The organism is Streptomyces sp. NBC_01750 (genome assembly GCF_035918095.1).
GTDB lineage: Bacteria > Actinomycetota > Actinomycetes > Streptomycetales > Streptomycetaceae > Streptomyces.
In genome coordinates, this window is the sequence record NZ_CP109137.1 from 4,832,723 (window position 1) to 4,846,278 (window position 13,556).

General features: G+C 68.8%; 12 protein-coding genes and 1 tRNA gene. 7 read left to right on the top strand and 6 right to left on the bottom strand.

Going from position 1 to position 13,556, the window contains the following annotated elements:
* The first annotated feature begins 1 nt into the window (after position 1).
* The 3 genes from OG966_RS21845 to OG966_RS21855 all read left to right on the top strand — a co-directional run bounded on the left by OG966_RS21845 (position 2) and on the right by OG966_RS21855 (position 2,429).
* Positions 2-328: a DUF1048 domain-containing protein gene (locus OG966_RS21845; RefSeq protein WP_326651445.1), complete on the top strand. Its 327-nt coding sequence runs from the start codon at positions 2-4 to the stop codon at positions 326-328.
* A 311-nt stretch (positions 329-639) separates the two neighbouring features.
* The gene (locus OG966_RS21850; protein ID WP_326651447.1) at positions 640-1,641 is read left to right on the top strand and encodes an ATP-binding cassette domain-containing protein; all 1,002 of its coding nucleotides are present in this window, start codon (positions 640-642) and stop codon (positions 1,639-1,641) included.
* A complete protein-coding gene (locus tag OG966_RS21855) occupies positions 1,638-2,429 on the top strand; it encodes an ABC transporter permease (protein ID WP_326651448.1) in 792 nt (263 codons plus the stop codon). The genes OG966_RS21850 and OG966_RS21855 overlap by 4 nt, the downstream gene beginning before the upstream one ends.
* Positions 2,430-3,517: 1,088 nt before the next feature.
* Here OG966_RS21855 and OG966_RS21860 read toward each other — a convergent pair.
* Positions 3,518-3,591, bottom strand: a tRNA-Gly gene (locus tag OG966_RS21860).
* 279 nt (positions 3,592-3,870) lie between these two features.
* Here OG966_RS21860 and OG966_RS21865 point away from each other — a divergent pair.
* The 3 genes from OG966_RS21865 (at position 3,871) to OG966_RS21875 (ending at position 5,229) form a co-directional block, all read left to right on the top strand.
* Entirely contained in the window at positions 3,871-4,053 is a 183-nt protein-coding gene (locus OG966_RS21865; RefSeq protein WP_326651449.1) for a hypothetical protein, read from the top strand.
* Between the two features lie 87 nt (positions 4,054-4,140).
* Positions 4,141-4,716 (top strand): dCTP deaminase, encoded by a 576-nt coding sequence (gene dcd, locus OG966_RS21870; protein ID WP_326651450.1) that lies wholly within the window; start codon positions 4,141-4,143, stop codon positions 4,714-4,716.
* A gap of 3 nt (positions 4,717-4,719) precedes the next feature.
* On the top strand, positions 4,720-5,229 hold the full coding sequence (locus tag OG966_RS21875) for a phosphoribosyltransferase (protein WP_326651451.1): 510 nt from the start codon (positions 4,720-4,722) through the stop codon (positions 5,227-5,229).
* A gap of 146 nt (positions 5,230-5,375) precedes the next feature.
* On the opposite strand, the gene OG966_RS21880 is transcribed toward OG966_RS21875, so the two are convergent.
* The 3 genes from OG966_RS21880 to OG966_RS40865 form a co-directional block, all read right to left on the bottom strand.
* Positions 5,376-5,756, bottom strand: coding sequence for a hypothetical protein (locus tag OG966_RS21880; protein ID WP_326651452.1), 381 nt, complete (start codon positions 5,754-5,756; stop codon positions 5,376-5,378).
* Positions 5,757-5,855: 99 nt separating this feature from the next.
* Entirely contained in the window at positions 5,856-6,323 is a 468-nt protein-coding gene (locus OG966_RS21885) for a cupin domain-containing protein (RefSeq protein ID WP_326651453.1), read from the bottom strand.
* A 189-nt stretch (positions 6,324-6,512) separates the two neighbouring features.
* On the bottom strand, positions 6,513-6,800 hold the full coding sequence (locus tag OG966_RS40865; protein ID WP_442806814.1) for a DUF6069 family protein: 288 nt from the start codon (positions 6,798-6,800) through the stop codon (positions 6,513-6,515).
* A 472-nt stretch (positions 6,801-7,272) separates the two neighbouring features.
* On the opposite strand from OG966_RS40865, the gene OG966_RS21890 reads away from it, so the two are divergent.
* Entirely contained in the window at positions 7,273-10,788 is a 3,516-nt protein-coding gene (locus tag OG966_RS21890; protein WP_326651454.1) for a hypothetical protein, read from the top strand.
* Between the two features lie 170 nt (positions 10,789-10,958).
* Here OG966_RS21890 and OG966_RS21895 read toward each other — a convergent pair whose 3' ends face one another.
* Both OG966_RS21895 and OG966_RS21900 read right to left on the bottom strand, forming a co-directional pair.
* The gene (locus OG966_RS21895; RefSeq protein ID WP_326651455.1) at positions 10,959-11,846 is read right to left on the bottom strand and encodes a Yip1 family protein; all 888 of its coding nucleotides are present in this window, start codon (positions 11,844-11,846) and stop codon (positions 10,959-10,961) included.
* A 212-nt stretch (positions 11,847-12,058) separates the two neighbouring features.
* The gene (locus OG966_RS21900) at positions 12,059-13,135 is read right to left on the bottom strand and encodes an FG-GAP repeat domain-containing protein (RefSeq protein WP_326651456.1); all 1,077 of its coding nucleotides are present in this window, start codon (positions 13,133-13,135) and stop codon (positions 12,059-12,061) included.
* Positions 13,136-13,556: the final 421 nt, after the last annotated feature.

The following is a 13,556-nucleotide window of genomic DNA, read 5'->3' on the forward strand; positions in this document are numbered from 1 at the left end:
CGTGGGCATCCAGGACATCATCGAGGGCAAGAAGCAGTGGCGGGCGCACATGGCTCGGGTCAAGGCGCTCCCGCCGGACTACCAGATCGTCTACAAGGAGATGCAGAAGTACCTGTTCAAGGTCGGACCGATCGACCTGCCTGACGGGCCCCTGCTCCCCGGGATCGTCGACTTCTTCGAGGAAGGCGTCGCAGCGGGCAAGGGGGTCTTGGAACTCATCGGCAACGACGTCGCCGCGTTCTGCGACGACCTGGTCAAGGACTCGCGCACCTATGCGGACGCCTACCAGGAGTCCATCAGCAGGGAACCCGGTACGGCCGAGAAGTAACACCCGTCGCCTCATGCCAGTGGGCGTAGTAGCCCGCACGCGCGGTTCGTTCGCCTCGGCGCAGCGCGAACAGGCGCGAGCCGACCGGCCACCGGAAGCCGCCGCAGATCCTGTCCACCGAGGTGGTCAAGCAGGCTGGCGATACCTGGCTCAGTCCTGCCCATGCCCCCGGCGAGCAGGTCTCCGGCGGCGGGCCGCTCGACACCATTCCCCAAGGCGACACGACTGACGTGTAGTACGGACAGTCACTCAATCCGGGTTCCGAAAGCTTCCACTCCCCTTGCGTCTCCAGCCTCCGAAAGGAAGCCATCATGCCTTCATCTGTCATGCCCACATCCAGGCAAGGTGACGGTCATCCGTCGCCGACCGCCGTCTCCGCCGTCGGGCTACGCAAGTCATACGGCGAAAAGCTCGTCCTCGACGGTATCGATCTGCACATCCCGGCCGGGTCTGTGTTCGCGCTGCTCGGCCCGAACGGCGCCGGCAAGACCACCGCCGTCAAGATCCTTTCCACGCTCATCACCGCCGACGCCGGCGACCTGCACGTCGGCGGGCACGACCTGGCCGCCGACCCACAGACGGTCCGTGCCGCGATCGGTGTCACCGGGCAGTTCTCCGCCGTCGACGGCCTGATCACCGGCGAGGAGAACATGCTCCTCATGGCGGACCTCCACCACCTGTCCAAGAGCGAGGGGCGGCGGGTCGCCGCCGAACTCCTGGAGCGCTTCGACCTGGTGGAGGCCGCGAAGAGGCCCACCTCGACCTACTCCGGCGGCATGAAGCGTCGACTCGACCTCGCCATGACGCTGGTCGGCAGCCCGCGGATCATCTTCCTCGACGAGCCCACTACAGGACTCGACCCGCGCAGCCGCCACAACATGTGGGGCATCATCCGAGGCCTCGTCTCCGACGGCGTCACCGTCTTCCTCACCACCCAGTACCTGGACGAGGCCGACGAACTCGCCGACCGCATCGCTGTGTTGAACGACGGCAAGATCGCCGCCGAGGGCACCGCCGAGGAGCTCAAGCGGCTCATCCCGGGCGGGCACATCCGGCTCCGCTTCACCGACCCTGGCGCGTACCAGTCCGCCGCTGACGCCCTGCGCGAGGTCGCCCGGGACGACGAGGCACTGTCGCTGTCCATCCCCAGCGACGGCAGTCAGCGCGAGCTGCGCTCCATTCTCGACTGGCTCGACTCCGCCGGCATCGAGGCGGACGAACTGACCGTCCATACCCCCGACCTCGACGACGTGTTCTTCGCCCTGACCGGCCCAGCCAACGTCCCCAACCAGCCGAAGGAGACCGTCCGATGAGCTCCCTCTCTCTCGCTGTACGCGACTCGAACACGATGCTGCGCCGCAACCTCCTGCACGCATGGCGCTACCCGTCGGGGACCCTGAACCTGCTGCTCACGCCGATCATGATGCTGCTGCTCTTCGTCTACATCTTCGGCGACGTGATGAGCGCCGGCATCGGTGGCAGCGGTGCGAACCGCTCCGACTACATCGCCTATATCGTCCCCGGCCTGCTGCTGATGACCGTCGGCAGCACCGTGATCGGGGCCGCGGTGTCCGTCTGCGTGGACATGACCCAGGGCCTCACCGCCCGCTTCCGCACGATGGCGATCTACCGGGGCTCTCTGCTCGTCGGGCATGTCGTCGGCGGCGTGCTGCAGTGCGTGATGAGCGTGGTCCTCGTCGGCGCCGTCGGGGTGGCGATGGGCTTCCGGTCCACGGACGCCACGGCACTGGAGTGGATCGCGGCGTTCGGGCTGATCACGCTGTTCGCCCTGGCACTCACCTGGATCGCGGTCGGCATGGGCGCGGCCAGTCCGAACCCCGAGGCGGCCGGCAATATGGCCATGCCGCTGATCCTCCTGCCGCTCATCTCCAGCGCCTTCATCCCGGCCGGTACGATGCCGGGCTGGTTCCGGCCGATCGCCGAGTACCAGCCCTTCACCCCCGCCATCGAGACCCTCCGCGGTCTCCTCCTCGGCACCGAAATCGGCAACAACGGCTGGATCGCGATCGCCTGGTGCGTCGGCCTGATCGCGCTCGGCTACCGCTGGTCGACGGCGCAGTTCAACCGCGACCCGAAGTAGCCGAGACGACCGCGCTGGCCGCCTCCCGCAACTCATCCAGCCCCGTCTGCGTGCAGATCTGCACCCGTATGCCCGGCCGGTGGCAGGGCTGATCGCCACAGCCCTTGGCGGGCTGGCTCTGGCCCGATCCCGCCACCACCGCACTGATCCACATCGATTCGCAGTCGACCAGCCGCGGCGAGCACCGGCTCTGGCAGCGACCAGGTCGAGGACACGGCAGGGCCGGGTCTGGGTGCCCCCTACCTCAGGAGTCGGATGTCGGGGTTCGCGGGCTGGGTGCGCAGCCTGCTGTTTTCCAGTTGGGACAGATGAAGCGCTCCGACGAGTGCTTCGACGTCTGCTTCCAGTTGCCGGATCTGAACTGCATTCGGGGCGCGGAGTGAGCTTCGTGATCTGCCTTCGGAGCCGCTTCTCGTGGTCCGGGGCCTGGCCCCGTGCGCGGACTTGGTCGTAGAACTCGTTTCTGAGGTCGGGTGTCGCTGGGTGAGGGCATTGCGCGGGACACCGGCTTCGGCGGCCAGAGCGACGATGGTCCAGGCTCCATCAGAGCGGGCGGGGGCGTCGCTGAAGATCCGGTCCATGGCTGCGCGAATACGTGCGCGTTCGTCGGTTGACGGGCTCATGAGGCGCTCTCGCAGCCGGTGACGCGCTCACGATTGTGGGCGTCGGCCTGAGAACGCAGGCGTGCGGAACTTCTGTACAGCCGCTCGGCAAGAGGCCCCGGTACCGCCTCGGAGTCCGCTTGACGCTCCAGCAGGGCCGCACGTTGCCGAAGTTGCTGTGCGTGGTGGTCGAACGAACTCACCCTGGCTCGATCCGCCTCAACACGCAGACCTATCAGGGAAGACGACCAGGAAGCCCAGAGGTACTTCGCACCCGTACACAAGCACCACTCCATCGGCGAGTGGCGCAGGTCACACAAAATGCGTCTCGCGATTCGAGACGACTCGGTGGCGCATCCTCGAATCGGGGCTTGCGCTGCCCAATTCGGCGCGGCAACTCGGTCCCTTATGGCACGCGAATGGCACGCGCCCCAAAAATGGTCTAGACAACAAACAACCCCAGGTCGTTGACCTGGAGTTTCTCTATGGAGCGGGTGACGGGAATCGAACCCGCGCTCTGAGCTTGGGAAGCTCATGTTCTACCATTAAACTACACCCGCGCGACGGACCGTCGACCGGCCCCGCATCGTCGCACACTGTACCCCATCGCTGGCCCCCGGTGTATTTCGCCGCGGGGCCCTCGTGCTGTCCAGGGAGCGGATGCGGTCGATGACGCCGCCCCGGATGCGGTTGATGGCGCTGACCCGGATGCGGCTGCGGCGCACGGGAGTTGAGGCGTACCGTTGCGTGCGGAGTGCCGTCGGAGCGCCGGATGCGGGTGCGTCCCGTTCATCCCCTAATGTGGTCGTTCGTCCGCATTTTGTTGGGGAAGGGACCCGATGGACTTGATGGAGCGCACCGTCGTCCGCTGTGCCGAGGGGCACGTCTTCAGTACCGCTTCGTTCCCGATGCAGCAGCTCGGCGCCGATCGGATCGGGCCCGGGCGGCTCATCCGGTGTCCGCGTTGTGCGCGGCTTCGCAGCGTCGTCCCTGTGGAGTCGGAGCGGTCGGCCAAGCGGTAGCCGGCAGCCGCGGGGAAGCGGCGGGTCGGAGTGGGCGCGGGCTGTCCCGATTGGGGTGGGCCCGCGCACTCTGCGTATCCTCGGGGCGTGCTTCTCTCAGACAAGGACATCCGGGCCGAGATCGACGCCGGACGGGTGCGCATCGATCCGTACGACGAATCCATGGTGCAGCCCTCGAGCATCGATGTGCGGCTCGACCGCTACTTCCGGGTGTTCGAGAACCACCGCTATCCGCATATTGATCCAGCTGTCGAGCAGACGGATCTGACCAGGAAGGTCGAGCCGGAGGGGGACGAGGCATTCATCCTCCACCCCGGTGAGTTCGTCCTTGCCTCGACCTACGAGGTCATCTCGCTGCCGGACGACCTCGCCTCGCGGCTGGAGGGGAAGTCCAGTCTCGGCCGGCTGGGGCTGGTCACGCACTCGACCGCCGGGTTCATCGACCCCGGATTCTCCGGGCACGTCACGCTCGAGCTGTCGAATCTCGCGACGCTGCCCATCAAGCTCTGGCCCGGCATGAAGATCGGTCAGCTCTGCATGTTCCGGCTGAGTTCGCCGGCCGAATTCCCGTACGGGAGCGAGCGGTACGGGTCCCGCTACCAGGGGCAGCGGGGGCCCACGGCGTCGCGGTCGTACATGAACTTCCATCGGACACAGGTGTGAGCGATGAGTGATGTACGGGAGAACCTGTCGTACGAGATGTTCGGCGGCGCGATCCGCGAGCTGGCGCAGGCCATCGCCGACGACGGGTACGAGCCCGACATCGTGCTCAGCATCGCCAGGGGCGGTGTGTTCGTCGCCGGGGGACTGGCGTACGCGCTCGACTGCAAGAACATCCACCTGGTGAACGTCGAGTTCTATACGGGGGTGGGCACCACTCTCGCGATGCCGGTCATGCTCGCGCCCATCCCGAACGCCATTGATTTCTCGGACAAGAAGATCCTTATCGCCGACGACGTCGCCGACACCGGCAAGACGCTGAAGCTCGTGCGCGACTTCTGCGTCGACCATGTTGCCGAGGTGCGCAGCGCCGTCATCTACGAGAAGTCGCATTCGCTGGTGAAGTGCGAGTACGTCTGGAAGCGCACCGACGAGTGGATCAACTTCCCCTGGAGTGTCTTGCCTGTAGTACGTAAGTCTGGCCGGCCGATCACGCCCTCCAAGGAAGCGCTCTGACCTGCGGCGTCTTACGGGCGCCGCCATCAGGTAACGCCAGAGGCCCCCGGTTTGATCGCCGGGGGCCTCTGGCCTGCTGTGTACTCGGCAGGATTCGAACCTGCAACCTTCTGATCCGTAGCTCTATAGAGATCAGTCGGTAGGGGTCATAGCGGTTGCGTGGGAGGGGCTGCGGAGGGCAGAAGGTCGGGGGCGGTTGTTGGGGTTGCTGTATTTGGTTGCTGTACCGCTGTTGCATCGTCGTCGTAGGTGGCGAGGTTGTTGCGGGCGCTGAGGGTGTCGGGATGATCGGTGTCCAGAGCCCGCTCGTCGTGGGCGGCCTGCATCGCGGTCGGCAGGTACGGCCAGTACGTGAACTGGGTTGTGGTGCGGTCCTTGACCGACCGGAGCGCGGCCTGGTGCTGCGGGGATCCCGGGTACACGCCGTCCAGGGCCGCGGCCTTGAAGCGGCGCCAGGCCCATGCGGCGGCCGCGTACGTAGCGCCGACAGCGGCGCCGATCGGGTAGAGGAGAGCAAGGTTGGCCATGGCGGGGCCTCCTATCGATGTGGTGGGGCCCCGCCTTTCGGGTCGTCCCGCGGTGGATGCGGGACGGCGGGTGGGGGCGGACGCGGTGGGGGCGGATGGTCAGCGAGGTGGTCCGATGATGCGGTTGCCGCGCAGGGCTGCGGCTTCGGCGAGCTTGTCTTTGGTGATCTCGAACCCGTCGGGGCGGGGGGTGGTGACGTCGCGTCCGGCGTGCCGGAACATTTCCTCTATGCCCGCGGGGGTGGCGATGAGGAGGAGGTCTGCGCGGTCGGACGTGATGCGGTAGCCATGGGGGATATTGCGGGGCAGGTAGACGACGCCGCCTTCGGACAGTTCGTGGCGTTCGTCTCCGACCCACACGAGTGCCTCGCCCTTGAGGAGGAGGAACACCTCGTCCTCGCGGGTGTGGAGGTGGAAGGGCGGGGCCTCCCCCTTGTGGATGTCGAACCGTCCGACACTGAGCTGTCCCTCGGTGGCCTGACTGTCGAGCAGGATCGTGAACAGCCCGCCGTCGAGCCATTCAAGGGTCTGCTGCTGGCTGGGCTGGGCGAGGTAGGCCATGGTCATGGCGGTCTCCAGGGTGGGTGCGGCGGCTCGCTTGGGCGAGTCGGGCGGGGAGGAGGCCGACGCCGGCGTCGGCGACGACCTGGACGCGGGGGCCCTGTTGAAGGGCGGTAAGCATGGGGGAGACGCTGCGGACGCCGTCAGTCACACCGGTGCTGCACCACGAGCTCTTCGGATGGTCTGAGCCGGGCGTCAGAATCGGCGCGGTGACGTGATCACGAATGCGGGGATCACCGCCGCGGCGACGATCAGGTGCATCAGGGCCAGCAGGAGGAGGTCGGACGTTGTGAGGCCGACCCCGTTGAAGGGAAGACTGCCGACGAACACCAGAGCCGTGAGCGCCTCCCAGACGACGGTGGCCCGCCGTGGGGCAAATCGTTCCAGCAGCTCCAGGAGTCCCCAGCCGAGCAGCGCCGGGACGACGGAGGCGGCATCATCACGCTGATCAGGATGGACTGGTCGGCCGTCGGCCGAACACAGCGGGAGTCCTGAGGTCGTACCCGGCGACGTCGGTCGGGTGCCAACGCCGGAAACGGGCGGTTCCCCTCGGGCAGGTACACCAGAATGCGTACATGATCAACTCCTAATTTCCTCACGTGTGGAAACTAATTTCAGCGTATGCTGAAACTGTCGCGGAGGGGAAGTCCCTTCACTGACCTGTTACGGAAGGTGATGCGGTGTGACTGGGCGAGGTCCCCGGGGAGGGCGCGGAGAGCGGGCGGACAAGATCATCACCGCCGCGCCTGGCGCTTGATCAAGCACGCGGGTCCGGGATCGGGGAGCGACTACGCGTCCCTCCGGGTAACTGTCGGGAATCGTCAGCACCCGCCGCGCACAGTGCGGCGGCCCGCCCTCTTGGTCGGACTCCTGTGCGATCATTGCGGCACATTTGTCATGTGCCGCACCAGACCCACGCGCGCGGCCATGTCCTGACCGTCCCGGGGGGAACGGAATGTCACGCCATCCGCGTGCGACGAGCGCCAGACCTGCGCCGCGCACCGCACTCCTGCTCACGCTGCCCGTCTTGTTGTCCGTCCTGCTGTCCACGCTTCTTCCGGCGGGAGCAGCGTGGGCGCGGGACATCACGCCCACCGCCGCGGACGCCGCCGGAGCCGGCTGCGCCGCGCTGCCGCTCACCTCTTTCGGGGACCCGGCCGGCGCGGTCGGCAAGGCGACGGTCGCCGGCCACGGCGGCAGCGTCTGCTTCGGCTTCACCGCTGAGAAGGCCGGGCTGCACCGCGTCGTGCTCGGCAAGGTCCACGCCGAGACCTACTCCCAGGTCTTCGACGGCACCACCCAACTGAACTGCAACCAAACCGATCGGAGCGACGCGGGCTGGTGCGATCTGCCCCGCGCCGGCGCCTACACCCTGAAGGTGGTCAATCAGGGGTGGCAGAACCTGATCGACACTCCTGTCGCCGTCGTGCCGCTGAACACCGCCGACCACTGTGCCCCGGAGGCCGGGACGGCGTGGGACACCCCCGTCGTGAAGGGCTCCGCCCCCGGCCCGGTGGCGATCATGTGCCGGCCCTTCACCGGGAAGGCCGGTGAGCGCATCACGGTCGACCTCCGCACCGACAAGCCCTCCGGCGACAGCCAGTACTGGATCACCGACGCGTCCGGTGCCCGGATCTGCCCGCGCTCGAACGACGACAACAGCGAAGGCTGCGTCCTGCCCGGCGACGGCCCCTACCGGGTCCTCGCCCGCATCGGCGACGTGGAGGGCGGCTTCCCCGCCGCGTACACCCTGAAGATCCGCCGCCTCTCCGACCCGGCCGGCTGCGCGCACGTCCCGCTCAATGCGTACGGCGCGGCGCCCACCACCGTTGATGCGGCCTCCGGCTGCAAGGTCTTCACCGCACCCGCCGCCGGGCGTTACGACGTGTACGGGGTCCACGACGGGAGCCGCTCCCGGCTGAAGGCGTACGACCAGACGGGCAGGACCGTCTGCGCATCGGACGGCATCTGCACCCTGCCCGCCGCGGGTGACTACACCGTACTCACCGACGACGCCACCCTGATCCTCGACCGGTCCGCCGTCACCGGCTGCCGGCCCGTCGAACTCGGCACCCACCAGGGCACCCTGACCCACAGCGGCGAGGTGGACTGCCTGACCCTGCCGCTGCCCAAGGGCTCCGGTATGGCCGCGCTGAAGAGCGTGAGCGGCCAGATCCCGCGGATCGACGTCACCGTCGCCGACGCCACCGGCGCCGAGCAGTGCGACGGGACCACCCTCAACTGGGGCACCTGCGGGCTGAACGGCACCGCTCCGTTCCGTGTCCTGGTCTCCGCCGCCGACCAGAAAACGCCGACCGGCTCCTACCGCCTCGCGCTGTACCGCACGAGCGCGCCGAACGATTGCCAGGTGCTCCCGGCGGGCGACTTCACCTCCGAAAGCGCCCACGCAGGCCTCAGCACAGGTGGCGGGGTCATCTCGCACTGCCTGACCATCCCCGCCGGCGACCACAGCGCGATGGAGAGCATCCAGCTCCAGGCCGCCCCGGGTACGACGGCCAGGACGTACCTCTCGGTCGTGGACAAGTACAGCAGGCAGGTCTGCCGGGGCCCCGCTCTGCAGGGCATCCGGCTCACCTGCAACCTCGTGCCGGGCGTCGCGCACACCGTCCTGGTCAACGGAAGCGACACAACCGGCACCTACACCCTGACCCGCCGGGACGTCACCTCCACCGCGAAGGGCTGCACCGCCAATCCCGCGACCCCGGTCGGCGGACCGTCCACGGGCGGCACCTTCTCCGGGGCGAACACGCTGCTCTGCCGCCAGGTCACCACCTCCGACGCCGAGGACACCCTGCACCTCGACGTCCGCGACGCGCACGGCACCGCGAGCCTCGTGGCTTACGGCGAGGACGGCAAGCTCGCCTGCAGCACCTACCCCAACAAGGCCTGCGCGGTCACCGGCTCCACCCACTACCAGGTCCTCGTCACCGTACCGACGAGCCAGAAGGACGACGACCCGTATCACTTCGACGCCCTGCGCATCGCCACCGCCGCCGGGCCGGCCCGGGAGTGCACGGCCGTCCCCAACATCAGCTACGGGTACGGTCCGATCACCGGCACCCTGGACGAGCAGCACACCGCCGTCTGCGCGGTACTGCCGACCGCTGTCGGCGACCGCTTCGACATGGCGATCAGCGACACCACGGGGGCCACCGACGCCGCCGTGCCCGCGCTGTACGACAAGAGCCTCGACAACGGCTGCACGCTGACGGTGCCCACCGGCTACGGATGCTCGGTCGACGAACCGGACACCAGGGGCGCCTCCCCCAGCATCATGGTCCTGAGCCTGCCCAAGAAGGCCTCACACACCTCCTACCGGGCGGAACTCATCTGCTCATCCGTCATCTGCGGCACGCAGCGGGTCAGCGTCGATCGGGTGACCCCGACCACCGCCGAGAGCGGCACGAAGGCCACCGTGCGCGTGACGGGTACGGCTCTGCACAAGGACGACAAGGTGGTGCTCAGCCGGGTCGGCGGCAAGGTGGAGTCGACCACTGTGTCGGTGGCGGCCAACCGCAGGACCCTTACGGCCGTGCTGGACCTGACCGGGGCTCTCCCGGGCGACTGGAACCTCGGCGTCATCACCCACAACGCGGGGGAGTACGCACTCGGCACCTTCACCGTCACCCCGCCCACGCTGACCAACACCGCGGCTCCCGCCATCGGGGGCACGGCCCAGGTCGGCGCCACCCTCACCGCGAACCCGGGCAGTTGGATGCCCACCCCGGTGTCGTACGGCTACCAGTGGCAGGCCGACGGCGAGGCGATCTCCGGGGCGACGGCGTCCACGTACACCGTGCCCGCCTCGCTGCTCGGCAAGAAGCTGACCGTCGCCGTCACCGCCCGCCTCCTCGGTGGAGAGACCGCCGTCACCTCGGCGGCCGTCACGGTCGACAAGGGCGCCGCCCCCATGGCGACCACGGCCCCGAAGATCAGCGGCACGGCGAAGGTCGGCGTCAAGCTCGGCCTCACGCAGGGCATCTGGACTCCGGCCGTCACGTCGTACGGCTACCAGTGGAAGGCCGACGGCAAGGCGATCCCCGGGGCGACGGCGTCCACGTACACCGTGCCCGCCTCGCTGCTCGGCAAGAAGGTCACCGTCACCGTCACCGCCCACCGCACGGGCCATACCGACGGCACGGCCACGACCGCCGCGGCCACGGTCGCCAAGGGCAGCACCCCGAAGGCCACCAAGGCGCCCACGATCTCGGGCACCGCCAAGGTCGGCCGCACGCTCAAGGCCGCCCCGGGCACCTGGACGCCCACCCCGTCCTCGTACGCCTACCAGTGGTACGCGGACGGCAGGGCGATCAAGGGCGCCACCGGGTCCTCGCTGAAACCGGCCTCCGCCGAGCGGGGAAAGAAGATCACGGTGAAGGTGACCGCCCGCCGCACCGGACACAGCGACGGCACCGCCACCAGCAAGCCGACGGCGAAGGTCGCTCGCTGAGCACGCCTCACGGGGTGGACCCCGCCGGTCATCCGGCGGGGCCCACCCCTTTCGCGTGCCGCGGCTTCGCCAACGGTGACGAGCAGTCCCTCGGTACGGACATGGAAGAGGCCCCCGGATGGCTCCGGGGGCCTCCTCGCGTCCTGCGCAGTCCCAGGTTCTGGGCAGTCCTAGATCGTGCCCAGCTTGATGATCGACAGCAGGGCGATCAGCTGGATCGCCGACGCGCCCAGCGCCTTTGGCCACGGCAGATCGTGTGACTTGCTCACCATCGACGTGAACAGCGCTCCCGCAGCCAGCCACGTCGCCCAGCCCAGCCCCTGGACCAGGGAGTTCTCACCGCCCAGGAAGAGGGCGAAGATCAGGCGCGGGGCGTCCGTGATCGACATGATCAGCATGGAGAGGCCGACCGTCGGCTGCCAGGCGCCGTCGCCGCCGAGCTGACGGGCCAGGGTGTGGGTCACCGCGCCCAGGATCAGGCCGCCGATGACGAATGCGACCGCCGTCGTCAGTACGTACGGAATGGCCGAGGAGATCGTCGCGTTGATCGTCTCCTCGCGGGCCTTGTCGAAGCCGAAGATCGCGAGCAGTCCGTAGAGGAACGTCACGATCAGCGCGGGGCCCCACACCGGGTAGTCGCGCATCTGCCAGAACGTCGGTCCCGGGCGCAGCACGATGCCGCTCAGCAGCTGCTTCCAGTGCAGACGCGGGCCGGCCGGGGCGGCGGCGGCCGCGCCCGCGCGGTAGGTCGCGCCGTCGCCGTACGGGTCCTCGTTGACGCTGAACGCCTGGGTGTGGCCAGGGTTGTTGGCGTACGGGTCACCGTGCGGGGGCTGCTGGTACGGGTCGCCGAAGTACTCCGGTTCGCCGTACGGGCCCTGAGGCCGCTGCTGTTGGTGACCGCCGCCGGCCTGGGGCCACTGCGGCGGTTGCTGCTGCTGCGCATACGGCGGCGCCGCACGGCCGCCTCCGCCCCGGTAGGGCGGCGGCGGTGCCTGCTGCGGTTGCTGCTGCGAGGTGCGGTTGTCCCGGCCGCGTCCGATCCTGAATCCAGCCACGTATTCGAACGTACCTGGTCCCGGAGAGTGAGGTACTCCACCCAGGGGAACAAGCGGCCCTTTGCTGCGGAGCTGTGACATCCCCTAGGGGAAAGTCCGGGGGTCTGCCGGAGTGCCCTCAGCCGGGCATTCGATGGGCATTCGATGCGCGTACGGCGGGCGTACGCACGGGCGGGTACTGGGCCGGAGTGCGGCAGGCAGGTTGCAGGTGGTCAGGGCAGGAAGACCGACGTACTGAAGGTCACCAGCGCGCGCGTCCGCTCCGCCGCCGGATACAGGGCCACGACGTCCGCGTGCTCACCGCGGTGCGTACGTGTCACCACGTCCGGGCGCTTGTCGCCGTCGAAGTCCGCATACACGAGGACGTCGGTCGCGGGGCTCGACTCGCCGGACGGAAGCCCGGGCCCGGGCGGGAGCTGTACCGGCTCGGTGCGGTACGTGCCGCCCGCGCGACCGGGGCCGTCGGGGCTGCCGAGCAGCAGCTTGCCCTTGGCCGCCGCGCCCGGCCCGGGGACGCGGGCCGAGACCACCAGGTCGTCGTAGCCGTCGTCATTGGTGTCCGCCTCGGGTGCCGGTGCCGAGAGCGCCGGCCCGCCGCCCGGGACAGGCGCCGTGGCGGCGCGCGGCGCGCCGGCGCGGGTGAAGGGGCCGCGCAGGAAGCTGACGCGGCCCGCCGAGGCGGTGACCGCCAGGTCGGTGCTGCCGTCGCCGTCGAAGTCGCCGCAGACGGGGTGGTCGGGCCAGTCGTTGCCGTATCTCGCCTCGTCGGGGATGCGGAGGACGGCAGCCTTGCCGCCGAGGCCGGTGGGGGAGCCGAAGAGGAGCTGGAGCGGTACGGGCGGTCGGCCGATGCCGTTGTACGGCGGGTCCGTGGCGACGATCAGGTCCGCGAAGCCGTCCTTGTCGAGGTCGCAGGAGGCCTCGGCGTCGAAGGCGGCCGGGAGGGTGCCGTCGACGGGTGCGGCGTTGGCTCGCGGGGTGAGGATCTGGCGGCGGGCGGGGTCCAGGCGGCGCACGGCGGCGGTGCCGTAGACGACACCGATGCCCGCGTCGTCGCCGTGGCTGTCGTCGGCGGCCTTCACCAGGTCGTTCAGCACGAGATCGCGATGTCCGTCGCCGTTGAAGTCCTCGGGGACGCTGCTGCCGGAGCCGCGGGGGACGGGGAGGCGCGGGGTGGCTCCCCGCCCGGCGAGCGGGGCGGTGTCGCCGTTCTTGGCGGCGGGCCGGTCGGGCCCGGGGCTGCTCGTGCAGCCCGCCAGCAGCAGTGCGCAGAAGCAGGCGGCGCTCATTGCCGCTGCTGCCGCCGTTTGTATCCGCACGACCCACCCCGTCCGTCTCTTCTGTGCTCAGTCGCCCCACGATGCTCGTTCGGCTGTCGCGGCAGGGCAATGGATCCGTCGTGATCGCAGGCCGATGGTTATACGGTGCGTAGTGGGGCGGGTGTGGAATGCAGTCCATTGTGGAAAATGAGTGGGTTCACCGGAGCGCGCTCTGCCTGAATGCCAGGGTTGTTGCATTCCCGGTGGATGGTGCAAACATCCCATCCGTAATGTCATGGACGTCGCCATGGCAAAGAGCGACAGACGCGATAAACCAGACAGCGGATCACCCTGGGAGCACCACACGACGGACGACCCGCAGATCCGCCGATCTCCGCCGGGGGAGTGCACACACAGGAGCGGCCGGATCTGCCCCGAGGCAGATCCGGCC

Bases quoted from the DNA above. Each gene is read 5' to 3' on its own strand.
- OG966_RS21850 (WP_326651447.1), top strand. From the start codon at position 640: ATGCCTTCATCTGTCATGCCCACATCCAGGCAAGGTGACGGTCATCCG.
- OG966_RS21855 (WP_326651448.1), top strand. From the start codon at position 1,638: ATGAGCTCCCTCTCTCTCGCTGTACGCGACTCGAACACGATGCTGCGC.
- OG966_RS21865 (WP_326651449.1), top strand. From the start codon at position 3,871: ATGGACTTGATGGAGCGCACCGTCGTCCGCTGTGCCGAGGGGCACGTC.
- OG966_RS21875 (WP_326651451.1), top strand. From the start codon at position 4,720: ATGAGTGATGTACGGGAGAACCTGTCGTACGAGATGTTCGGCGGCGCG.
- OG966_RS21880 (WP_326651452.1), bottom strand. From the start codon at position 5,756: ATGGCCAACCTTGCTCTCCTCTACCCGATCGGCGCCGCTGTCGGCGCT.
- OG966_RS21885 (WP_326651453.1), bottom strand. From the start codon at position 6,323: ATGACCATGGCCTACCTCGCCCAGCCCAGCCAGCAGCAGACCCTTGAA.
- OG966_RS21890 (WP_326651454.1), top strand. From the start codon at position 7,273: ATGTCACGCCATCCGCGTGCGACGAGCGCCAGACCTGCGCCGCGCACC.
- OG966_RS21900 (WP_326651456.1), bottom strand. From the start codon at position 13,135: ATGAGCGCCGCCTGCTTCTGCGCACTGCTGCTGGCGGGCTGCACGAGC.